This window comes from Deltaproteobacteria bacterium (assembly GCA_016213065.1).
GTDB lineage: Bacteria > UBA10199 > UBA10199 > SPLOWO2-01-44-7 > SPLOWO2-01-44-7 > JACRBV01.
Genome location: JACRBV010000092.1, coordinates 1 through 20621, shown reverse-complemented (window position 1 = coordinate 20621; position 20621 = coordinate 1). Strand labels below are relative to the sequence as shown.

At 43.4% G+C, this 20621-nt stretch carries 25 protein-coding genes and 1 other RNA gene; 20 read left to right on the top strand and 6 right to left on the bottom strand.

What is annotated here, in order from left to right; genetic code table 11:
- The coding region (locus HY877_05445; protein MBI5299719.1) for a hypothetical protein at nt 1–85 on the bottom strand (85 nt) is incomplete at its 3' end.
- A 471-nt stretch (nt 86–556) separates the two neighbouring features.
- Here HY877_05445 and HY877_05440 point away from each other — a divergent pair.
- The 7 genes from HY877_05440 to HY877_05410 all read left to right on the top strand — a co-directional run bounded on the left by HY877_05440 (nt 557) and on the right by HY877_05410 (nt 7430).
- Complete coding sequence (locus tag HY877_05440; protein MBI5299718.1) at nt 557–1066, top strand: hypothetical protein; 510 nt, start codon at nt 557–559, stop codon at nt 1064–1066.
- Nucleotides 1067–2197 (top strand): DNA adenine methylase, encoded by a 1131-nt coding sequence (locus HY877_05435; GenBank protein ID MBI5299717.1) that lies wholly within the window; start codon nt 1067–1069, stop codon nt 2195–2197.
- Between the two features lie 107 nt (nt 2198–2304).
- The gene (locus HY877_05430; protein MBI5299716.1) at nt 2305–4134 is read left to right on the top strand and encodes an alkaline phosphatase family protein; all 1830 of its coding nucleotides are present in this window, start codon (nt 2305–2307) and stop codon (nt 4132–4134) included.
- Nucleotides 4135–4294: 160 nt separating this feature from the next.
- Nucleotides 4295–4726 carry a hypothetical protein gene (locus HY877_05425; GenBank protein MBI5299715.1) on the top strand — a complete coding sequence of 144 codons (432 nt, stop codon included), beginning with the start codon at nt 4295–4297 and terminating at the stop codon, nt 4724–4726.
- A gap of 269 nt (nt 4727–4995) precedes the next feature.
- The gene (locus HY877_05420; protein MBI5299714.1) at nt 4996–5463 is read left to right on the top strand and encodes a polyhydroxyalkanoate synthesis regulator DNA-binding domain-containing protein; all 468 of its coding nucleotides are present in this window, start codon (nt 4996–4998) and stop codon (nt 5461–5463) included.
- A gap of 3 nt (nt 5464–5466) precedes the next feature.
- The gene (locus HY877_05415) at nt 5467–6360 is read left to right on the top strand and encodes an ArsA family ATPase (protein MBI5299713.1); all 894 of its coding nucleotides are present in this window, start codon (nt 5467–5469) and stop codon (nt 6358–6360) included.
- Nucleotides 6324–7430, top strand: a complete 1107-nt coding sequence (locus HY877_05410) for an ArsA family ATPase (GenBank protein MBI5299712.1) — start codon at nt 6324–6326, stop codon at nt 7428–7430. The genes HY877_05415 and HY877_05410 overlap by 37 nt, the downstream gene beginning before the upstream one ends.
- A 208-nt stretch (nt 7431–7638) precedes the next feature.
- Here HY877_05410 and HY877_05405 read toward each other — a convergent pair whose 3' ends face one another.
- Both HY877_05405 and HY877_05400 read right to left on the bottom strand, forming a co-directional pair.
- Nucleotides 7639–8004 (bottom strand): PilZ domain-containing protein, encoded by a 366-nt coding sequence (locus HY877_05405; protein ID MBI5299711.1) that lies wholly within the window; start codon nt 8002–8004, stop codon nt 7639–7641.
- Nucleotides 8001–8381, bottom strand: a complete 381-nt coding sequence (locus tag HY877_05400) for a hypothetical protein (protein MBI5299710.1) — start codon at nt 8379–8381, stop codon at nt 8001–8003. Before HY877_05400 ends, HY877_05405 begins: the two co-directional genes overlap by 4 nt.
- A gap of 159 nt (nt 8382–8540) precedes the next feature.
- Between HY877_05400 and pal the strand changes: the two genes are divergently transcribed.
- Together pal and ybgF are read left to right on the top strand one after the other, a co-directional pair.
- Entirely contained in the window at nt 8541–8960 is a 420-nt protein-coding gene (pal, locus tag HY877_05395; protein ID MBI5299709.1) for a peptidoglycan-associated lipoprotein Pal, read from the top strand.
- 79 nt (nt 8961–9039) lie between these two features.
- Nucleotides 9040–9957: a tol-pal system protein YbgF gene (gene ybgF / locus HY877_05390; protein ID MBI5299708.1), complete on the top strand. Its 918-nt coding sequence runs from the start codon at nt 9040–9042 to the stop codon at nt 9955–9957.
- A 149-nt stretch (nt 9958–10106) separates the two neighbouring features.
- Here the strand turns inward: ybgF and HY877_05385 are convergent, their stop codons facing one another.
- Nucleotides 10107–10706 (bottom strand): hypothetical protein, encoded by a 600-nt coding sequence (locus HY877_05385; protein MBI5299707.1) that lies wholly within the window; start codon nt 10704–10706, stop codon nt 10107–10109.
- A gap of 36 nt (nt 10707–10742) precedes the next feature.
- Here HY877_05385 and tsaD point away from each other — a divergent pair, with 36 nt between their 5' ends.
- From tsaD to HY877_05335, 10 genes are all read left to right on the top strand, one after another.
- On the top strand, nt 10743–11744 hold the full coding sequence (gene tsaD / locus HY877_05380; GenBank protein ID MBI5299706.1) for a tRNA (adenosine(37)-N6)-threonylcarbamoyltransferase complex transferase subunit TsaD: 1002 nt from the start codon (nt 10743–10745) through the stop codon (nt 11742–11744).
- The gene (gene rsmA / locus HY877_05375) at nt 11741–12574 is read left to right on the top strand and encodes a ribosomal RNA small subunit methyltransferase A (GenBank protein MBI5299705.1); all 834 of its coding nucleotides are present in this window, start codon (nt 11741–11743) and stop codon (nt 12572–12574) included. Before tsaD ends, rsmA begins: the two co-directional genes overlap by 4 nt.
- A gap of 7 nt (nt 12575–12581) precedes the next feature.
- Entirely contained in the window at nt 12582–13226 is a 645-nt protein-coding gene (locus HY877_05370; GenBank protein ID MBI5299704.1) for a deoxynucleoside kinase, read from the top strand.
- Nucleotides 13223–14041 (top strand): 3-methyl-2-oxobutanoate hydroxymethyltransferase, encoded by an 819-nt coding sequence (gene panB, locus HY877_05365; protein MBI5299703.1) that lies wholly within the window; start codon nt 13223–13225, stop codon nt 14039–14041. Before HY877_05370 ends, panB begins: the two co-directional genes overlap by 4 nt.
- Nucleotides 14038–14880, top strand: a complete 843-nt coding sequence (locus tag HY877_05360) for a pantoate--beta-alanine ligase (protein ID MBI5299702.1) — start codon at nt 14038–14040, stop codon at nt 14878–14880. Before panB ends, HY877_05360 begins: the two co-directional genes overlap by 4 nt.
- Nucleotides 14881–15001: 121 nt before the next feature.
- On the top strand, nt 15002–16276 hold the full coding sequence (locus HY877_05355; GenBank protein ID MBI5299701.1) for an amidohydrolase family protein: 1275 nt from the start codon (nt 15002–15004) through the stop codon (nt 16274–16276).
- Nucleotides 16266–16877, top strand: a complete 612-nt coding sequence (locus HY877_05350) for a DUF502 domain-containing protein (GenBank protein MBI5299700.1) — start codon at nt 16266–16268, stop codon at nt 16875–16877. The genes HY877_05355 and HY877_05350 overlap by 11 nt, the downstream gene beginning before the upstream one ends.
- A 6-nt stretch (nt 16878–16883) precedes the next feature.
- Nucleotides 16884–17339 carry an SsrA-binding protein SmpB gene (gene smpB / locus HY877_05345; protein MBI5299699.1) on the top strand — a complete coding sequence of 152 codons (456 nt, stop codon included), beginning with the start codon at nt 16884–16886 and terminating at the stop codon, nt 17337–17339.
- A gap of 10 nt (nt 17340–17349) precedes the next feature.
- Nucleotides 17350–17678, top strand: a transfer-messenger RNA (tmRNA) gene (gene ssrA / locus HY877_05340).
- Between the two features lie 143 nt (nt 17679–17821).
- On the top strand, nt 17822–18223 hold the full coding sequence (locus tag HY877_05335) for an LAGLIDADG family homing endonuclease (GenBank protein MBI5299698.1): 402 nt from the start codon (nt 17822–17824) through the stop codon (nt 18221–18223).
- Between the two features lie 135 nt (nt 18224–18358).
- Here the strand turns inward: HY877_05335 and HY877_05330 are convergent, their stop codons facing one another.
- A complete protein-coding gene (locus HY877_05330; protein ID MBI5299697.1) occupies nt 18359–18955 on the bottom strand; it encodes a lytic transglycosylase domain-containing protein in 597 nt (198 codons plus the stop codon).
- A 368-nt stretch (nt 18956–19323) separates the two neighbouring features.
- Here HY877_05330 and HY877_05325 point away from each other — a divergent pair, with 368 nt between their 5' ends.
- Nucleotides 19324–19947, top strand: a complete 624-nt coding sequence (locus HY877_05325; GenBank protein ID MBI5299696.1) for a DUF1054 family protein — start codon at nt 19324–19326, stop codon at nt 19945–19947.
- 29 nt (nt 19948–19976) lie between these two features.
- Here the strand turns inward: HY877_05325 and HY877_05320 are convergent.
- Nucleotides 19977–20621, bottom strand: a 645-nt coding sequence (locus HY877_05320; protein MBI5299695.1) for a ribulose 1,5-bisphosphate carboxylase, incomplete at its 5' end; no start/stop codon positions are given.

The window sequence follows — 20621 nt, the reverse complement described above, 5'->3', positions numbered from 1 at the left end:
TGACTTTGTGACCCGCTTCAACAAGAAGTCCCGCCAAAGAACCCATCCCCGTTCCGCAAATTCCAATAAGGTGAATATGTTTCATGATTAACGCCGAACCCTAGCCTATATTCCAAATCGTCGCAATATTGCAAAAACCTCCTTGGTCCATCGTGTAAGCAATGAGGGAGGCCTTTTGTTATTGTCTGGAGGGAAAAGATTGGTTAGAAGATGAAACTATGAATAAAGAGACCGCCTATCAAGATTTCATATCACGGCTCAAGCATCTCATTAGCAAACATCCTGAACTTATTACGACTACATTGAGCAATATCTTTACGATGCGTCTAATCGGGAATAAAACTCATGGTGATCTTGCGGAAATTGGCATAGCCGAATTTATCAATCAATATATGTATGATTTTCGGTCTATCCACGTTGGTAAAGATTTTTTTGTGCCAAATCCCGAGAAGAGGATATAAAAATTGTAAATGAAATCACTAAAGACGAATTTGACATCAGCCTTAAAGCCTATGGTGATGGCCCTCTGCAATTATCAACTGACAAGAATTCTCGAATGTTCACTCGGCTGGAACGGGAGGAAAATAAAGTCCAAGGCAGGGAAAGAGTTCGGAAGATTTTTGAAGATATTGCCTTCGCGGACTTTAACTTCATCAATGTTCTTCCCTTAATCTATGATGAGAAGAAGAAACGCTGTAATATTCTGGTGTTTGATTATAAAAAAGCGCAACAGGAAATTGTTAAAATTACAAGACAAGATGCGGAGCACGGAAGGAAACATCCTGTATATCGTTTTTACGATGCCGGTGGTAGTTATGTATGCGAAGTGCGATACGGAAAGGCCGATGCAAACGCTCTTCAAAGAGGCCTTTGGACGCATACAAAAAACGGCCTAAAATATTTTGATAGCGTAACGAATGGTTGGATCGATTATACTCACAATCGCATCTTAGTGGAGCTTTTTTCCCACGCTTTAGTTTCTTCAGAAGAAGGCCATGTTTTAGCATTGGAAAAAATAAAAGAAGCCATCGGTCGTTTGAAGCTTAAATCGGGGTTGCAACAATAAATGGAGGCCCTTTCACTCTTTAATGACATCCATGAAGCTCCTCCCACGGAGGGTATAAAGTACGCCGGCTCAAAGTTAAAACTATTGCCCCACATTCTTTCGCTTGCAGGTAAAGTTGACGCAAAAACCATTTTGGATGGTTTCTCCGGAACCACAAGAGTTTCACAGGCTTTTGCAAAACGGGGATATAAGGTTTTTTCCAACGATATTTCTGTTTGGTCTGAAATTTTTGGCACTTGCTACCTTCTTAACAAGAAAGACAAAAAAGAATATCGGGACCTGATCAACTATCTAAACTCACTTTCACCGATCGACGGATGGTTTACCCAACATTACGGTGGGCAACCTAATGGAGGTTCTGCCGTTCAAAACGATGGATTAAAGAAACCTTGGCAAAAACACAACACAAAAAAACTGGATGCAATACGGGAAGAAATTGCGAAGCTCTCCCTTACACCCGTGGAAAAAGCAGTCGCGCTGACCAGTTTAATTTTTGCAATGGATAGGGTTGATAATACGTTAGGCCACTTTGTTTCTTATCTACAGGAGTGGTCGCCGCGTTCCTATAACAATCTTATTCTCGAAGTGCCGGACATTTTTCGTAATCGGGAAGAGCATCATGTTTTCCGTGGAGATATTTTTGACATTGTTCCCCAAGTCTCTGTCGATCTGGCGTATTTTGATCCGCCTTATGGTTCCAATAATGAAAAAATGCCGCCGTCACGAGTTCGCTACGCGTCCTATTACCATCTCTGGGCCTCCATCTGTTTGTTTGACAAACCTGCATTATTTGGAAAAGCCAAGAGGCGGGAGGATACTTCTGACACAGTTGCGGCATCTGTGTTTGAGGAATTCCGAAAAAATGAACAAGGCAAATTTTTGGCGGTTGAGGCGATTGAGCGCCTCATCAAACTTACCAATGCACGATGGATTCTTCTTTCATATAGTTCAGGCGGCAGAGCAACCGCTCAAGACTTGAATGATGTTCTTGAAGGAAGCGGAAAAATCATGGAAGTATTGCAGTTGGATTACAAAAAAAATGTGATGGCAGGAATGAAGTGGACGAATGAGTGGATTCGTAATGTTGATGAACCTAATCAAGAATTTCTCTTTTTACTTGAGAAGAAATAGTAAGCAGATATTTTTCTTAAATCCCGCAATTGGCGGATGGACAATCAAGTTCTGGCAAGACCCCGTAGCATTGACTTCGAAACCTCTTCCGTATAGGAGACCCCAACATGTTTGGCTTTTTTAAACGAATTTTTTTAAGTGTCGTGTTGTGGTCCGCAGTTTTTTGTCCGTGGTCCAATGCTTTTGCGTCCGTCAAGGATGTTTACGTCATTCATTTTGTTTTGGATGGGTTGCGTGAAGATGCTTTGAATCATTTTGTTCAGGCAGGAGAACTTCCTCATTTAAAGGAATATTTTGTAGATCACGGAGCCATTTTCAAACACACCCTTAGCACATTCCCCAGCGTATCTTCCCCGGGTTACATCGCTTTTGCCACGGGTCTTGGAGCGGCCAATTCGGGAGTTTTTGGTTTGGAGTGGTTTGATCGAACCCGCGCCAGAGTCATGGGCTATCTGACCTTAAAGGGTTTTAGCAGGGTCAATACCGATTTCTTAAACCGGATTGCGCTGATGGATGAAAAAGAAGCGAGACTTCGTCCTCCAACCACTCTTTTTGAAAAACTTTTCCCGGAACCCACAGCGGCCATTTATACTCCTTTCCGAAGAGGGGCAACTATGGGTGTACCCAAGACAATGCCTGTTGCCGCCATTTTTGATGCGGCTGTTAGTCTTGATGGACTCAAACTCGATGAGCTGGCGATGCGCGATGTGTCCAAAATTTTTTCAAAACCACTTCCCAAAATCCCCAGATACACTTTGGTGGCGCTTTATGCGGCTGATTATTACGGCCATAAAACGGGAGTCGAATCAGATGAGGTTCTGGCTACACTGAAACAGTTTGATCTCTCTTTTGCCAAATTTCTGGATCAATTAAAAGAGCGCGGTCTTTTGGATAAAACTTACATCATTCTTTCCAGTGACCATGGAATGCACCCCACCGGAGATGTTTTTGAACTCCGTGATGTTCTGTGGAAAGCGGGATTTCGTGACAAATCGGTTTACGTTGGCAATCGCGGAATCAGTTTCACCTTTCTTTATGCCAGAGGAGAAAAAGGTTGGAAAGATTTGCCAAGTCTGGATCATCTTCGACATTTCCCAGTCAAAGATAAGCAAATTGATTTAATCAAAACAATCCTCGATCAACACGAAACCGATTGGGTTGCAGTTCGCGATGGGTTTGATGCTGTTCGCGTTTTTAAACAGGATGGGGAAGCTCTTATCAAGATCTTGCCTAACTCAAACAAATCTTTTTATACCTATTCTTATACCGGAAAAGACCCTCTTGGTTTTTCACAAGATCCGAAGTTGGCCCCTTTCCTCAAAGGAAATATTTTTTCGAAAGACCAATGGTTCAAAGCCACGGCCGATGCGATTTCTCCCAATGGTGTGGTGGAGATTGCCAATCTTTTTCAGGAACCGAGGATGGGAGACATTTTAATTTTGGCCAAAGGACCATGGGGATTTAGAAAAGAGAAAGCGGGGACGCATGGTTCTCTGAATCGGGATGATATGACCATTCCGCTCTGGATTGGCGGCCCCACGATTCCCCATAAGACTTTTGATCTGGCGAAAGGGGCCGATCTTTTTCCCACCGTTTTGGGATGGTTTGGATTTGGTCCCGAAGCATACAAGGATCAGGAGGGACATCCTCTTTTTCAAACGGAAAAAAAGAGTGAGGACAATGTCGCTTTATGGCTGGCAGAACTCGAAAATAATTTTCCCCAAAAGAAATCTTATCCTCCAAATTTGCGTGGAGCCTTGTTGGAGAGATGCCATTTGGAGCAAAAAACACGAAAGGCACAATTGGAAAAACTGGAAAGGCTTCAAAAAGAAGAAAAAAACAGCGCGCTACGCTGGAGTTTTGGAATAACCGCCAAGGCTCAAGCAGAGCGCATTCAAAAGTTGGATGATGTGGCCCATTTTTTAAATGGCCGTTGATATAACAAGCGCAAAACAAAATGTCCGTTTTTGCGTATGCAGGTTTGTCATCCCTGCGAAGGCAGGGATCCAGCAATTTATTGCTGGTTCCCGACTTTCGTCGGGACGACGTCTGGATTCCCGCCTACGCGGGAATGACAAAATTAAATAAAAACACAAAATGCTTAAATTTTTTTTCGATCGTTTCAGCAAAGTTGTCTACGCAATGGAGATATTGGGCGTTTTTTTCACGCTGGGTTGGCTTTGGAAGATGTCTCAGAGCCCCCCTTCTCTTCTCATCAAAATTTTGATGGGTTTTTATATTGTTGAATATCTTTTAAGCAGGTTTTTTGCGAGCATGCGCTGGCACAAGCAAGCAGAGCGTTACGAAGGGATCGAACTCCATTTTAAAAAAATCATGATCCCCATTTCCTATATTTTGGCGATTGTATCGGGAGTCGGATTTTTCACAGGAATGACTTTTCTTTTGTGGTTCGCCATTTTTGTGATGGGAGTTATTTCCTATGTCAATATCACTTTGATTTATCTGCACTACAAAGACAAAAACAAAACACCAGTTAATTATTACAGCCATACGAAGTATATCAGGTAAAGAAAGCAATCAGCTATCAGCTGTCAGCCTGAGGAATGAATGTTCAAAAAATCAAAAGCTGATTGCTGAAAGCTGATAGCTTTTTTAGGCTGACGCACGATGTTAATCTAGATCATAGACAAGCAACTTTTGAAGCGCTAGATTCCGACGCATGCCAAGTTTTCAGGAGTTCCTGCAAGGTTTCGGCTTAAAAGAATTGTTGCTAACCTGCCTCATCGGTTTTACTATTTTTTCTATACGCGAAGAAATTTGGAAAAGGAGACCATAAAATGACACCCATTAACAAATCGGCCAAGATCATTAAACGTTATCAAAACCGGAAGCTCTACGACACGCAAGATAGCTGTTATGTGACTTTGGAGGATATTCGAGACATGATCAAACAGGGGGACGATATTCAGATTATCGATAACGCTTCCAAGGAAGATTTAACCTCCGTCACCTTCGCACAAATCATTTTTGAGGAAGAAAAAAAGCAAAAAGGAATTTTGCCTCTCAACACTTTCAGACAAATTATTGTGAGCGGCGGTGAAGCTCTCAAGGAGTTTGTGCAAAAATCGTGGGAGGGTGGTGTGCGCGAAATCCAACAGGTTCGCACCTTTGTGGACAAACAGATCAAACCAACCGTCGAAACATTTCAGAATATTCCAACGGTTGCGAACGAGATTCGCAATCTCAAAGATAAGATCAATCATCTTGAGAAAAAACTTAAGGACTACGAAAAAAACAAAGTGTGATGGATGAAACTCCTTTTCGTCACAGGTAAAGGGGGAGTCGGGAAAAGCACCGTCACCGCGGCTCTGGCAACTTTTCTTGCCTCTCTGAAATATAAAGTCGGTGTTGTGGAGCTCGGCGAATCGCGCATGTCCGACTTTTTCAATCTCCCGCCCATCGATTATGAAGGCGTCAGTTTTAATCCCCACATTACACTTTTTAAACTCTCCGCCGCCGCTTCTTTTAAAGAATATGCGGGCCAACATTTACCCAAACATTTATTGGGTTTGTTGCAAAACAAATGGACCCACTCTTTTATCGATGCGACTCCCGGTTTGAATGAAATTCTTCTGCTGGGCAAAATTCATTCACTTGCGACCAGAAGCGATTTTGATTTTATTTTGATTGATGCGCCGGCAACAGGCCATGCCATCTCACTTTGCGATGCTCCGCGCATTGCTTACGCCGCTCTACAACATGGACCTTTAAAATCAACGGTGGGCGAGATATGGGATCTTCTGCATGATTCAAAACAAACCCATTTTCTGATCGTTACTCAATTGGAACCGAGTATTGTGCAGGAGACATTCGAGCTCTACACCCATCTTACGCAAGTTTTGCAGTTGTCTGTGAAAGGATTGATCGTGAATGGTCTCCTGCCGGAAGAATCCGTTTTTACAGAAAAAATCCCCAACTCGGTGCCGTCGGACATGAAAGGGATTGTTGATCTTGTAAAAATTTTGCAAGACAAATTCAAACGGCAAAAAAAGATTTTGGAAAATTTTTCAAAAACATTTCCTCTTTCTTTAACCACTCTTTTTTGGAACGGAATTACAACACAAGAGTTTCATTTGCGTCAAACAATTGGATTGGAACTAAAGCAATGGGTCTTGAAAAATTACTCAATAAAAAGAAACTGATTGTCGTTTGCGGACAGGGAGGTGTCGGAAAGACAACCCTTGCGGCCGCTTTGGGTTTGAAGGCGGCGCGTCTTGGAAAAAAAGTGGTGGTAATTACGGTCGATCCCGCCAAACGCCTTGCCGATACGCTTGGACTTAAAATTCCTTGTCCGGAACCGAAACTTGTTTGGAAGGGAAAGGGTCAAGGTCCGGCTATGCCGGGCCGCGAAGCAAACTCGGAGAGTTTGCGGAGTAAAACAGGCTCTCTTCATGCCTGTCTTCTCGATGCAAAACATACTTTTGATCATTTGATTAAGCAACATGCCTCCAAGAATCTTCAGGAAACCATATTAAATAATACTCTCTACCAACAGCTTTCTTTGATGCTGGCGGGAACTCAGGAATATATGGCGATGGAAAAATTGTATGATCTTTCTTCAAAAAATCAATTTGATCTGGTGATTGTGGATACGCCACCGGCCCGTCACGCCATTGATTTTCTCAAAGCTCCTATGCGCTTGATGAAGCTTTTGAAAGAAAGTGTTTTACGCTGGCTCATCGCCCCTTCTCTTAAATTGGGATTTCTTGGTTCAAAAATGTTGGGTGCTTTAAGTCAATTAACAGGAAGCGGAATTATGGAAGATATTGCACAGCTCATGCAAATCAGCCTTGGTCTGTTGGATGGTTTTACCGCGCGCGCTGAAGTGATTCAAAATCGTCTGATGGGGAAGGAATGCGCCTTTGTTCTTGTTGTTTCGGCCATGCAAGCCACCATGTCGGATGCGTTGTCCTTCAGACAAGAGATGGATCGCTTGGGATTTCTTTTGGAAGGAGTGCTTGTCAATCGCGTCCCGTATTTTTTTGATCGTGAGAAGAAGGTAAAAAAATATCTGGAGTCGGTTCAAAAACAAAAAGAACCTTTTTGGCAATCCCTTGCAAAATGGCTTGAAGGTCAACAGCACCTGAATTCACAACTGCAATTAAAAATGAACACTCTTCTTTCAGAAATGCCCCATGCCAGTTTCATCCCCGATGTATTTGACGACATCGCCGATCTAGAAGACCTCGAAAAAATCTCCAGCCATCTTTAATAGTTATAGCGAGCGCAAAACAAAATGTCCGTTTTTGCGTATACAAGTTTGTCATCCCTGCGAAGGCAGGGATCCAGTAATTTATTTCTGGTTCCCGACTTTCGTCGGGACGACGTCTGGATTCCCGCTCCCTGCCTACTGCCTGCAGGGACAAGCTTCGCGGGAATGACAAAAAGAAATCGGACATTTTGTTTTGCGCTCGCCATATTTACGATTGCTGCCTTATAAATTCGGAGAGTTGTTGAAACGTGGTGGGGTCTAAATCGACAAAACGAACGCCGGCCCCGATTTTGGTTTTTGGTGTCTCTGATTTGGATTGGACCGGGTGTTCTATAAAACGGACCACCTGACCGGTCATGCGGAGAGGTTTTTTCTTACCCGGCAATGTAAATGAGAGAAATAGAAAGGCTCCCAGTTGTAATGGAGGTGGCCTGTCCAAAAATACCCCCCCCAGACTGATGTCTTTGGAATAGAGATAAATCAATCCTTCTCCAAATTCATCTTCAAAGACGATTTTGGAACGCCATTTGCGCCGGAGAGAAAGACGTTTTTCATTGTGTGAAAAAAGTGTCATCGTTTTTTCCTCGTAACACGTTTTAAAATTTCTTCGAGAGAATCCGGCGAAAAGGGTTTTGTCACCAAATGATTGTGCGACAATGTTTTAAGGTGCGTCTGGATTTTTTTCTCGCCCGGACCACACAGAAAAATTTTCGTCATATTTTTCAATTGCGGCTCTTTTTGCATCCACTCCCAGTGATAATCGAAATGATTCCCAAAGATATTGCTGTTGATGAGAAGAGCGCGGCAATTTAATTTGGGATTAAGATTTTCTTTGAGGTCTTTTACGGTTTGATAAAACAAAACTCTCAAGCCCAGAGGTTTCAGAAGCACTTTGTAGAGATTATGTGCCAGAGTGGAACGATCCGCGATGACAATGAGAGTGTTTTTCATATTCAGATAATGTTGAAGCGCATCTTCTCTCATTTTTTTTAAAAAGAGAAGCTCCAATTTTTGAAATTACCCTTGACTTTCAATGAGGGCTTCCTTAAATTCATCGGGTAAGCTCTTTTAATCATAGAACTTTTTTAATTATTCCCCAAGGAGGCAGGTATGAAAAGTTTCAAATGGAGTTTGGCAGTACTGGCATTAAGCGTGGTTGCTGTCGGATGCGCCCAGCAAACCACGAAGACAAAGAAGGTGGAGAAATTGCAAAGCATCTATTTCGACTTTGATAAATCCGATATCAAAACGGATGCTGAAGCGAAGTTAAAGGCCAATGCGGATTGGTTAAACAAGAACGCAAAGGCTAATGTTCAGATCCAAGGAAATTGCGATGAGAGAGGGACATCAGAATATAACATCGCTTTGGGTGACAGAAGAGCCAAGTCCGCCCAAAAATACCTCATCAATTTGGGTGTTGGAAAAGACAAACTCTCCACAGTTAGTTACGGAGAAGAGAAACCGGTTTGCACCGAGCATAACGAAAGTTGCTGGTGGCAAAATCGTCGTGACGACTTTGTACAGAAATAAGGTCGTTTGATTAAGAACTTGAAGAAAACCCCGCTTCTTTCATAGAAGGAGCGGGGTTTCTGTTTGGAGACAATGGACCATGGACAATGGACCGTGGACTAAATACTTGAAGTACACACTAATTGTTTTATTTTTGGTCCATTGTCCATGGTCCATTGTCTATGGTCCAGTGTTCGCAAAAGATGTGGAAAACCGCGTTAAGTCCCTAGAAGATCGTTGGGCCCAATACGACGCATCAAAAATTGAACAGAATGCCCGTCTTGCAGAGGCCATTGCACAGATCGACAGACTTAAATCCGAACTTCAGGCATTAGGTGGAGGAACCGAAACTCAGAGTGTTCAGATGAAACAATTGCAGGATTCACTGGACCGTCATTATAGAGATCTTGAAATGCGTTTGAATGCGGTGGAAAGCCAGTTAAAACTTTTTCAGGATGAACTAAACCGCGCTGTTGCCAAGGTGGCGCCTCAGATTGCTGAGGAGGGAAAAGAATTTCAAAAGGGTTTAACCCAAGTTCAAAATGGGGATTACGCCGGAGCCATTAGCTCTTTTCAACAATTTGGAAAACAATATCCCAAAAGCCCCAGCCGCGCTGATGCCCTTTTTTGGATTGCGGAGTGTCGTTATTCTACGCGTGATTACACGCAAGCAATCAAAGATTATCAAAAATTTGTGGAGCAGTTTCCTAAATCGCCCAAATCGCCACAGGCTGTGTTGAAACAGGGCGACGCTTTTTTAAATTTACAGATGAAGGAAGAGGCAAAAGTTTTCTGGAATAAAGTGGTACAGGATTATCCCCGTTCTGAAGAGGCCAACATTGCAAAAGCAAAATTGGCTTCTTTGCAAAAAACAGGAACAGCTCCAACGATCCAACCAACACCGGTTACTCCTGTTCCGTTACCATCATCACCACCATCATCCGACATAACCATTACTCCCATTCCGCCATCGACAACGCCTTCCCCGCAGGCACCCAAAGATTCGGGTGATTTTTAAAGGTCACCTCTAAAAACCCCGCTTGTCATCCTGAACACATTCGCTTCGCTCAGTGTAAACTCCGTGAAGGATCTACTTGATAACAAAGTGGTTTCGAAGCACAGCGAGGAATGACAAATTGTGGTTGTCATAGGTTTTTAGAGGTCCCTTTATTTAAATCTCGGTGTGACGTGGGCTTCGCCTCTTAATATCTCGGCTTCCGAAAAACGTACTTCCCATGGATAAATATCTTTTCCTACAATTCTCCAAAAAGGGTGGCCGACGCCGCGCCATGCATCATAGGCAATTCCATCTTTGAGTGGCGCACCCCGCTTAGTGATAATTACCGCATTATCTTCTCGTCCCATACTTTCAAAAGACCCCCCCCAATAGCGCTCGTAATATTTCATCGGTTTAGGTGGAAGGGCTTTTAAAAGTTCCGGAACCCAATCGTAGCAACGCCCCTTTTTTCTGAACCCCATGGTGATCATAAAATTGTGCCATTTTGGGCCGCCGCTCATTTTGAATTCCTTGTTGGTTTCGCGAGTTTGGTTCACCAACGCTGAGGCAATTAAATGCGCTTCGTTTTCCATTTCAGATGAGGGGACGTTTCCCTCTGCGGGTGACAATTTCACTAGGTCTGCAGTGAGTTGGGAAATTGCTTTTTTATCCATCGCTTCTTGTTGAGCCAAGTTTCCCGGATTATGACCACCACAAGCAGAGAGAAAAAAGAGGAGGGGAATTGAAAGAATATGAAACTTTTGTTTCATTTGACTTTTTTTTAATCTGATCATTACTATTAGTCCATGAAAATTTTGGGTGTTGAAACATCTTGTGACGAAACCGCCATTGCCGTTGTTGAAGGGAAATGCATTTTGGCGAATGTCGTTAGCTCTCAAAGCAAGGTCCACGCTCCTTTTGGAGGTGTGGTTCCTGAAATTGCCTCTCGTCACCATATTGAAAATATTCCTTTGGTGCTGGATGAAGCGCTCCATCAGGCGGATTTGAATCTCACTCAAATTGATGGAGTGGCGGCAACTTATGCTCCCGGACTTTTGGGCGCTCTTTTAGTTGGATTGCAATATGGAAAATCTCTCGCGTTTGCTTTCAATAAACCTTTTGTCGGCGTGAATCATATCGAGGCCCACATCAATTCTGTTTTTTTGGAAAATAAAGAGGTTGCTTATCCTTTTTTGGCGCTGATTGTTTCGGGTGGTCACACGCATCTTTTTTTGGTCAAGGAATTTGGACGTTATGAATTATTGGGAGGCACAAGAGACGACGCTTGTGGCGAGGCCTACGACAAAGTCGCCAAACTTTTGGGATTGGATTATCCGGGAGGACCTCTTATTGATAAACGCGCACTCTTGGGAAATCCGAAAGCATTTCGCTTTACAAAACCGAAACTAAAGGGGGTTTTTGATTTCAGTTTCAGCGGTATCAAAACCGCTTGTCTGTTGGAGGTGCAAAAACAAAACGGGAAATTATCGGAAAATTTTATCAACGATATGTCTGCCAGTTTTCAGGAAGCGGCAATCGGTTTTTTGATGGACCGGCTGGTTAGCGCGACACACAAATTAAAAATTTATAATTGGGTTGTTTGCGGTGGAGTCTCGGCTAATCAGGATTTGCGCAAAAAATTGGAAATCGTTTCGAAAGAAAATGACTGTCGTTATTTCATCCCTTCCGTTCCCCTTTGTACCGACAACGGAGCAATGATTGCTTATGTGGGTGGACGGTATCTTGAAAGTGGAAAATATTCTCCCTTTTCTTTGAACGCACAAGCCTGTAGTGAACTTCCCTCATGAAAAATTTGACGGTTATACAGTTGGTTAAAAAATATGGCGTGCGTCCCAAAAAGCCTCTGGGTCAAAATTTTTTGATGGATCAGAACCTCATGGATAAGTTGATTGATGCTCTGGAACTTTATCCCGATGAAGATGTTTTGGAAATTGGTTCCGGTCTGGGTATTTTTTCACAACGGATTGCGGCACAAGCACAGCGTGTTATAGCGATTGAAAAAGACAAACGTCTTTTTGAAATTGCTTCCGAACAATTTGAAGATCAAAAAAATCTGAAATTTATTCTCGATGATTTTTTAAAACTGGACCTGCATGCGTTAACCAAGAAATTGGAGCTTCCGCTCAAAGTCATCGGAAATATTCCCTACTATATTTCAAGCCCCATTCTTTTTAAACTTCTTGATAACAAATCGCTCTTCGATGTGGCCGTCCTCACTGTTCAAAAAGAGGTGGCGAAACGGATTGTTGCGGAACCTGATTCCAAGGATTACGGCATTCTGTCAATTTTGGTACAAGCTCAGGCAGAAGTGGAGATTCTTTTTGATTTGGAAGGGGGGGCTTTTTATCCTCCTCCGGAAATAACTTCGAGTGCCGTCAAAACTACTTTTGCGAAAAGACCTTTATACCCGTTCCATGATTTTCCCTTCTTTAAAAAGGTGGTCAAAACCGTGTTTAATCAGAGACGAAAAACAATCAGAAATACGCTAAAAATCCTTTTGAAAAACAATAGGATAAAGCCTTGGGAGGTCTGTGAGATCGACCCGGAATCAAGACCCGAACAACTCTCCGTTGCCCAATATGTAACCCTTGCTAATTTTTTGCACTCTTTGTTATAGGGTGCTTATGAAAAAGCAGGTGACCCCCCCAAAATATATTGCAATCGATGGGCCCATCGGTTCCGGAAAAACAACGCTGGTGAAACGTTTGGCCGAAGAACTTCAGGGAACTCCTGTTTTGGAACCGGTTGAAGACAACCCTTTTCTCAATACATTTTACAAGGACCGAAAAGGGGTGGCTTTCAAAACGCAACTTTTCTTTTTGCTCAACCGTCATCAACAACAGGCAGAGTTGCAACGCTCCGAGTTTGTTCGCTTTCCGCTCGTTTGTGATTACACGCTCGGCAAAGATCAGGTGTTCACCAAAATTAATCTCGATGAAAAAGAACAGGAACTTTATCAAAGAGTGCGTTCTCTTTTGAGTGACCAACTGCCAAAACCGGATATTGTTGTCTACCTGCGCGCAAAAGCCGATGTACTTTTGAAACGAATTAAAAGTCGTGGATTTGAATTTGAAAAACCGATTACCGAAAAATATGTTGCCGATTTAATGGATGCCTATAATGATTTTTTTCTCAATTATAACGAAACGCCTTTGTTGATTGTCGACACAACACACACCGATTTTCTTCTCCATCACGATCAATACGAAATTTTGAAGAAAGATATTTTGAACCACCGCCAAGGATCAAAAAATCTGGTACTGCGATGACAAAAAAAATCACCATCCCACAACTTCTCTCCAGAGTGAAAGAGGGTAAGGCGTTGACGATGCTCACCGCCTACGACGCTTCTTTCGCGAAGATTGTTGATCAATCTGACATCGACATGATTATAGTTGGAGATTCGCTCGGCAGGGTGATGCAGGGACATTCCACTACTCTTCCTGTGACACTGGACGAAATTTTGTATCACACCCGTTGTGTAACGCGCGTTGTGAAACGCGCGCATATTACCGCCGACATGCCTTTTATGAGTTATCAAACTTCTAAAGCAGAAGCGCTCAAAAATGCCGGTCGTTTGATCAAGGAAGGAAGCGCCGAAGCCGTGAAGATGGAAGGGGGCGAAGAGTTGGCGGAAACAGTGGTGGCGATGGTGAAAGCGGGAATTCCGGTGATGGGGCATATCGGTTTGCAACCGCAACAGATTCATCATTTGGGAAGTTACAAAATACATGGAAAAAATAAAAGCGAAACCGAAAAACTTTTAAAACAGGCAAAAATTTTGGAAGAGTCCGGTTGTTTTGCCATCGTGTTGGAAGGAGTTGCGATGGAGACAGCAAAACAGATCACAGAAACTCTTACTATTCCAACGATTGGGATCGGGTCAGGTCCTCATTGCAAAGGTCAGGTGCAGGTTCTGCACGATCTTTTGGGACTCAACCCCGATTTTAAACCGCGTCACGCCAAAACGTATGTCGATTTGTTTGAAACAAGTCTGAAAGCAATCCAAAAATATGTGCAGGAAGTTGAATCGGGCTCCTTCCCAACAGAAGACCACTCTGTCCACCGTGAGAAAATGCTGTGAATGTCGTTACTACCTCAAAAGAAATGCAGTCGTGGGCCCTTGCAGAAAAAAAAGCTGGGAAGCGAATTGCATTTGTGCCCACCATGGGTGCTCTTCATGAGGGACATGGTGCTCTTCTGCGTGAAGGGCGCAAACTCGCTTCCAATCTAGTTTTGAGCATTTTTGTCAACCCAACCCAGTTTGGACCGAATGAAGATTTGAACAAATATCCGAGAAATCTTGAAGGAGATTTGACCAAGGCAAAATCCTGTGGGGTAGATACGGTTTTCTTGCCGTCACCCGGTGAAATTTATCCGGAGGGTTATAAAACATCTGTTCATGTAGAAGGATTTTCAGATCTGCTCTGCGGGAAAAGCAGGCCCGGCCATTTTCAGGGAGTGGCGACTGTTGTCTTGAAACTCTTTAATATTGTTCAACCTGATATTGCCCTTTTTGGTCAGAAAGATTTTCAACAGCTTCGCGTAATTGAACAGATGGTGCAGGATTTGAATCTTCCGGTTCAGATTGTCGGAATGCCGATTGTGCGTGAAGCAGATGGTTTGGCAATGAGTTCGCGCAATCAATATTTGTCTCCTGAAGAGAGAAAATCGGCCTTGGCTCTTTCATCCGGCCTTTCTTTGGCAGAAGAACTCATTAAACAAGGTGTTCGCGATCCCCAAAAAATTTTACAAGGTGTCCAACACCTTTTGGAAAAAAGTGGAAAGATCCGGATCGATTATGTTGCGCTTTGTGACCCAAAAACTCTTCAAGAGCAGAAGACGCTGAATCTGCCCGCCTTGCTTGCCCTTGCCTGTTTTGTTGGATCAACACGTCTGATCGATAATCGCATGTTGCGCTGAGGATATTTTTCATGCTACTTTGCCCTCAATGTAAATGAGCATCCGGCTTTGCCGGTGCGAATGAAAGGGGTACGGGGGGAAGGAGCCCGGTTTTTTTGGGTGAGTCGTTCCCCCCGATATTATGAAGCTCATTTCCGCAGGCTGGGTTGTTACTTGTAATCACCGAAATCCGATTCGTGATGGAGCTTTGCTTATTGAAGAGGGAAAAATCATCGCCGTGGGTCTGCTGAAAGATCTTCAAACGCAATACCCCGAAGCAGACGTTGAAGAGTTTCCGGAGAGTGTTTTGCTTCCCGGATTGATCAATGCCCATTGTCACATCGACCGGACCGGTTTTTTCGAACGCTTTCAGGTGGAAACCGAAGCGGGACTTTCTCCCGTCTCATGGCTTCTGGAAGGACTCCACTACATTTCTCGCACTCCTCCCGAGGCCATTGCCAACCGTATCAAGCAAAGTTTGGAACAAATGATTAGCACCGGTATTACTTGTATCGGTGCGATGGCTCACTACGAAGGGACGTTTCCCATCGCTAAAGCCAGTCCCATTCGTGGCGTTATTTTTCAGGAAATTTTGAGCGGACCCGACAAACAATCCCAGCAACGTTTTGAGGTCGCCCTTGCTTTGATCGATCAATATATTGATGCGAAACCAACCCATCTGAAAATTGGTTTTGGACCTTATTCCGCTTATGTTTTGTCTCGCAATCTCCTAAATATCATTTCGCGTCATGCCAAAGACAACCGTCTTCCTCTTCAAATTCATGCGGCCGAATCTTTTGCCGAGATGGAATTTTTCTATGAATCGAAGGGACTCATTGCCACACAACTTTTTCCGGCGATTGGTTGGGAAGATCTTCCACCTCCGCATCGCAAAACTCCCATTCAGCATTTGGCTGACATCGGTTTTTTTGCGGGTCCTCTCTCCATTGTTGGTGGATACCAACTCGGTGCGCAGGATTTTGGAAGGCTGGCCCGTGGGTTGGCAAAAATTGTCTATTGCCCGGGAGCCAATCGGCGCTTCAAATTGGGACAACTTCCTTTGCGGCAATTGCGTGAACAAGGAATTCCGATTGCTTTGGGGACTGAAGTTTTTAGTGGCTCAGAGGGTTTTGATTTATGGGATGAAATGCGACTTGCCCTCAAAGAAGGTTCCAATCCCTTGCCAACTCCTTTGGAACTTTTGAAAATGGCGACAACCGGAGGTGCTTATGCTCTGGGTTATGAAAAAGAACTGGGATCTTTGGAGCCGGGTAAAAAAGCCGATTATCTTGTGGTGAAAAAACCGCAAATTCAAAGTGATTCTCACGAAGAACTTTACCGGGAACTGATTTTGCAAACCCAGCACTCGTCCATTCAACGCGTGGCCATTGCCGGCAAAACTACCTATGGTGTCTAGCCTACAAACTTCTCTGAAAAAATATTTGCTGGCGGGAGCGCTGGTTTTGGTTCCTATTGTTGTAACTCTTGCTGTTTTGAAAGCGATTATTTTCTGGTGTGAAGATTTTTTTGCCTCGTTTATTCCCGCGTCATGGCAACCCATTCATCTTTTGGGTTTCGCAATTCCCGGTTTGGGACTTTTGTTTACATTGCTGATTGTCCTTTTGACGGGAATATTGACTCGTCTTTATTTTGGAAGAAAGCTCATTGCTTTGGGAGACAAAATGCTCTCAAAAATTCCTCTTGGACGGAGTATCTATAAGGGTGTTCAACAATTTATGAATGCCGTGGCAACCCCGTCGCAAAACAATTTCAGGCAAGTGGTGTTGGTGGAATATCCCCGAAAAGAAAGCTACATGATCGGATTCGTGACCGGGGAGAGTTCCGAAATTTTTCAACAAAAATTGGGACAAAAAATGATTCATGTTTTTATTCCAACCTCTCCAAACCCTACCTCCGGATTTTTGATTGTAACCCCCAGAGAGAATGTTACACCGGTGAACATTTCCAACGAAGCCGCTTTTAAATTGATTATCTCAGGTGGTGCGGTACAGTCCTAAATCGTCATGGGAATCAAGATTATCGCGGAAAATAGGAAGGCACGTTTTCATTATCATTTTCTGGAAACGTTTGAAGCGGGGCTTGTGCTTCAGGGAAGCGAAGTCAAAAGCCTTCGCGAAGGAAAGGCCAATTTGGGGGATGCCTATGCCATCATCCAAAACGGCGAAGTCTTTCTTTTAAAGTGCCATATCAGTCCTTATGCACCCGCGGCGAATCTGAACCACGAACCTTTGAGAACCCGCAAACTCCTGCTCAATCGTCGGGAGATTGATAAACTTATTGGAGGATTGGAAGAGAAAGGGTTGACGTTGGTCCCCACAAAGTTATACTTTAAGGAGGGTCGGGCCAAAGTAGAGTTGGCGCTGGCAAAAGGAAAACAGCTCTTTGACAAACGGGAAAGTCTCAAGAAAAAAGAATCACGTCGTTCAATCTCCCGCGCCATGAAACATAAATTGAGATAGATGGGGGCGAAATAGATTCGACGAGGAATTCGAAGCATTTTTTGCGCGCCGACCACGTCAACAAGTCGTTAATCTGATGGCAAAAAGTCTAAATGGCGAACAACCATTAGCATTGGCCGCCTAATTTAGTCGGCCACGTCAACTCTTTGATGCTCGCTATGAGAGAAGACGTCATTTAGCGGGCTAGTAACTCTGGTTCTTCCGGGATCAGGGAGCGAATCTTCACCGGAACGGTTTCACTTAAGATCCTGTCTTTCGGAGGTTTGTGAAACTTACGCAAAAGAAAGACTAAGCGTGTAGACAAAATTGTGGAGATTCTTCGGACGCGGGTGCGATTCAGTAAGAGTCGCCATGGAGGGTAACTTCCATTGAAAAACTTGGCTTACATCAGGGAAGCCCACACCCGTAAAAACGGACGGGTAATCCTGAGGGGTGCAAGCCCTGCAGAGACTCGAAAAAGATAGGAGGTGATATCGTTGAATTTGGCAGAAAAGGCATACATTGCAGGCATTGTCGATGGGGAAGGAACAGTTACACTTTCTAGAAAGCATAAGAATGAAACACCTTCACCACGGGTTAGCATATCCAACTGTAACTTGAATCTTCTTCGGTGGATTCAAAAGAAGGTTGGTCGTGGAATTATTCAAAAGAAAAGAAGAGTTAAAAAACATCATAGTAATGCTTATAAATTAAGGATTCTCAGTAACAGCGCAATCTGGTTTTTAAATGAAATAAAAAACTTCCTAAGGCTCAAAAAACCTCAGGCAATGCTCATAATAAAAAAATATAAATCAGTTACTTTGAGAAACGGCAGATATAATCCGGTTCTCTTGGAAAAGAAAATGAAACTGGTAAAAACTATGCGAAAGCTGAATCAACGATAAATCTATGCCTCTTATAATACGCCAGGCTCCTCATAGAGGATGAAGAGATAGTCCGTGCCACTTAGAAATAAGTGGATTTCATGTCCCGCCGCCTCCACAAACACCGTCTTATTGAAAAATAAGACGGTGTTTTTTTTAAGCCGATGTAAATTGACTTAAGAGGGTTTTATAAATTTTCAAAACTTTTCTGGAGTAACCAGAAGAATTGGCACCTGTTCTTTTAACATTGGTGGGACCCATGTTATAAGCGGTCAACATGCGTGAAGGATTTTTACCGATTTCATCTCTTAAAAAAGACAAATATTGAACGCCGATTTTGACATTCACAAAAGGATTCAAAAGTTGGCGAGGAGCAATGGGGGCATCTTCAAAAACTTGAGCTACTTCTTTTGCGGCAATCGGTTTGAGTTGCAACAAACCCATCGCGCCACGATTGGAAATTGCTTCCGGATTGAAAGAACTTTCCACTTTAATGATGGCCAAAATTAACCACGGATCAAACTCATAATCCTTGGCCGTTGATAAAAGATGAGACACAAATTCACTTCTCATTTTACCGGTAAGAAAGAAACCTTCTTGTTCCAAATAGTTCTCAATTTGGATGACTAAAGCCCTTTTTTCAGGAACTTCTTTTGTCATCACTTTTCCATTCAAACTGAGGAGTGAAAACCCCAAAATTAGCGAGAGACAGAGCGTATATAATATGCTGAATTTATTAGACTTTCTGTTCATTTCACCTCCCTTTTTTCTCACGATGACCCTCCTCTTGTTGCAAGCCCTATGCCACAGCGCGGCATACTCTTTTAAAGAGAACCTCCGAAAACTGCCCATCTGCGTTGTTGCCCGCAAACCCGCAATCCTTACATACCATTAAAGGTATGCTCCGGTTACGGGTTTGCGGGCTCCTAGCATCTGGGCAGTTTTGGGAGGTTCCCAATTATCACGGTTTCCAGATGTGCCCTTAAGTTATCGGGTGGGCTTCGGAAAAGTTGCCTAAAAAATAAAAATAAATGGAACAAGACGCCGATGTATTGGAATCGACTCAATTTTTACAAAAAATTTGACAGCCCATAGCGTTTTGTATAAGGTCCCTGCCAATCATGCGCTTCACGAAGAAGGATCTAGAGATTTTTGAAGTCCCTGGATTTGCCGATCGGATGCAGTTAATCGCAGATACCATTCATCCAAAACTGGTTAAGTTGGGTGAGCTTCTTCAACCACAACTCTCCAGGCTTGTTTCTCATCAACTCTATCCCCAGATTGCACAACATCTCCGCCGGACAGTGAATCCGCCCGAAGAGACATGGGTTGCGTTCAGTCCTGACGAACATACCTACAAAACGCACGTTCATTTCACCCTTTGTGTTGGAGCCATTGGTGTTCAGGCAAGAGTCACCGCTAAACAGGAATGCAAAGATCGCAAAATTTTTGGTCAGAATTTGGTAACTAATGCGGAAAAACTGAAAGATCTTAAAGGGAACAAGGAAATGGGCGATTATAACAAGCGGGATGCCGAGGGCAAACCAGCCGTTATTACAGAATGGAGTTTATTTTTGGTTGATTCCGGAAAGAGACTCAAAGAAACACAAACTGCTACGCTTGATGTGGGTATTAATCTTCCACTTTCCGGCGATCTTTCTTCTCATGCTATTCAAGCTCTCTCAAAACTTGTCCCTTTTTATAAAATTTCCGGCAATGTGCAGTTCAATCCCCTGCGTTTTTAAAGTCATAGTCCATAGTCCATAGTCCCTTTTCAACTCCCGAATGCTTCCAGAGCCTGTTTTAATTCGAGGTGTGTTTCAGCGTATTCTTCCAGCGAAATATTTTTTTGGATGGCTTCCCAAGCTTGGCGTAGACTTCTGGCTCCGCTTCTAGGGCCAGCCGGGTGATTTGAAATACCGCGACCTGAAACGACACCGAAATCAATCGAACCAATTTTTTTGTAAAGGGAGGGAAGTGTGCCCGCCCAATCGCTACCGCCTACAAGTGGAAGGGCGGGTTTCAGATTACCAAGAGGTTCGAGACAAGCTTTAATATTTTTTAAAACTTCTTCCTCTGTTGTGTGCATACGCGGATTAAAACCTGGGAACAGGATGCTATCGAAACCGGTAAGACGCTGTAGTTTTATCCAAACTTGGGAGGAGACTCCAAAGAAAGGAATATGCGTAAAGGGGGTCATGCCCGCAAAGTGTCCCACCATGGGGACCTTGGATTTTTTTCTCAAAGCTCTCACAATACTTAGACCCGTTGTTGTGGCATTCAGCATGACGGCGTTTACACCGTTGGCGATGGCAATATCATGATTGGTTTGAATTTTATCGACCTCATCCGTAATGTTTGCCAAAAAAAACTTTTTCTCACCCGTGATGGCTTCGGCTTTTTTGCGTAGTTCTCCGAG

What these genes read in the sequence shown, in the direction of transcription:
- HY877_05440 (MBI5299718.1), top strand. Translation starts at nt 557, where the DNA reads ATGTTCACTCGGCTGGAACGGGAGGAAAATAAAGTCCAAGGCAGGGAA.
- HY877_05435 (MBI5299717.1), top strand. Translation starts at nt 1,067, where the DNA reads ATGGAGGCCCTTTCACTCTTTAATGACATCCATGAAGCTCCTCCCACG.
- HY877_05430 (MBI5299716.1), top strand. Translation starts at nt 2,305, where the DNA reads ATGTTTGGCTTTTTTAAACGAATTTTTTTAAGTGTCGTGTTGTGGTCC.
- HY877_05425 (MBI5299715.1), top strand. Translation starts at nt 4,295, where the DNA reads ATGCTTAAATTTTTTTTCGATCGTTTCAGCAAAGTTGTCTACGCAATG.
- HY877_05420 (MBI5299714.1), top strand. Translation starts at nt 4,996, where the DNA reads ATGACACCCATTAACAAATCGGCCAAGATCATTAAACGTTATCAAAAC.
- HY877_05415 (MBI5299713.1), top strand. Translation starts at nt 5,467, where the DNA reads ATGAAACTCCTTTTCGTCACAGGTAAAGGGGGAGTCGGGAAAAGCACC.
- HY877_05410 (MBI5299712.1), top strand. Translation starts at nt 6,324, where the DNA reads ATGGGTCTTGAAAAATTACTCAATAAAAAGAAACTGATTGTCGTTTGC.
- HY877_05405 (MBI5299711.1), bottom strand. Translation starts at nt 8,004, where the DNA reads ATGACACTTTTTTCACACAATGAAAAACGTCTTTCTCTCCGGCGCAAA.
- HY877_05400 (MBI5299710.1), bottom strand. Translation starts at nt 8,381, where the DNA reads ATGAAAAACACTCTCATTGTCATCGCGGATCGTTCCACTCTGGCACAT.
- pal (MBI5299709.1), top strand. Translation starts at nt 8,541, where the DNA reads ATGAAAAGTTTCAAATGGAGTTTGGCAGTACTGGCATTAAGCGTGGTT.
- ybgF (MBI5299708.1), top strand. Translation starts at nt 9,040, where the DNA reads ATGGACAATGGACCGTGGACTAAATACTTGAAGTACACACTAATTGTT.
- HY877_05385 (MBI5299707.1), bottom strand. Translation starts at nt 10,706, where the DNA reads ATGAAACAAAAGTTTCATATTCTTTCAATTCCCCTCCTCTTTTTTCTC.
- tsaD (MBI5299706.1), top strand. Translation starts at nt 10,743, where the DNA reads ATGAAAATTTTGGGTGTTGAAACATCTTGTGACGAAACCGCCATTGCC.
- rsmA (MBI5299705.1), top strand. Translation starts at nt 11,741, where the DNA reads ATGAAAAATTTGACGGTTATACAGTTGGTTAAAAAATATGGCGTGCGT.
- HY877_05370 (MBI5299704.1), top strand. Translation starts at nt 12,582, where the DNA reads ATGAAAAAGCAGGTGACCCCCCCAAAATATATTGCAATCGATGGGCCC.
- panB (MBI5299703.1), top strand. Translation starts at nt 13,223, where the DNA reads ATGACAAAAAAAATCACCATCCCACAACTTCTCTCCAGAGTGAAAGAG.
- HY877_05355 (MBI5299701.1), top strand. Translation starts at nt 15,002, where the DNA reads ATGAAGCTCATTTCCGCAGGCTGGGTTGTTACTTGTAATCACCGAAAT.
- HY877_05350 (MBI5299700.1), top strand. Translation starts at nt 16,266, where the DNA reads ATGGTGTCTAGCCTACAAACTTCTCTGAAAAAATATTTGCTGGCGGGA.
- smpB (MBI5299699.1), top strand. Translation starts at nt 16,884, where the DNA reads ATGGGAATCAAGATTATCGCGGAAAATAGGAAGGCACGTTTTCATTAT.
- HY877_05330 (MBI5299697.1), bottom strand. Translation starts at nt 18,955, where the DNA reads ATGAACAGAAAGTCTAATAAATTCAGCATATTATATACGCTCTGTCTC.
- HY877_05325 (MBI5299696.1), top strand. Translation starts at nt 19,324, where the DNA reads ATGCGCTTCACGAAGAAGGATCTAGAGATTTTTGAAGTCCCTGGATTT.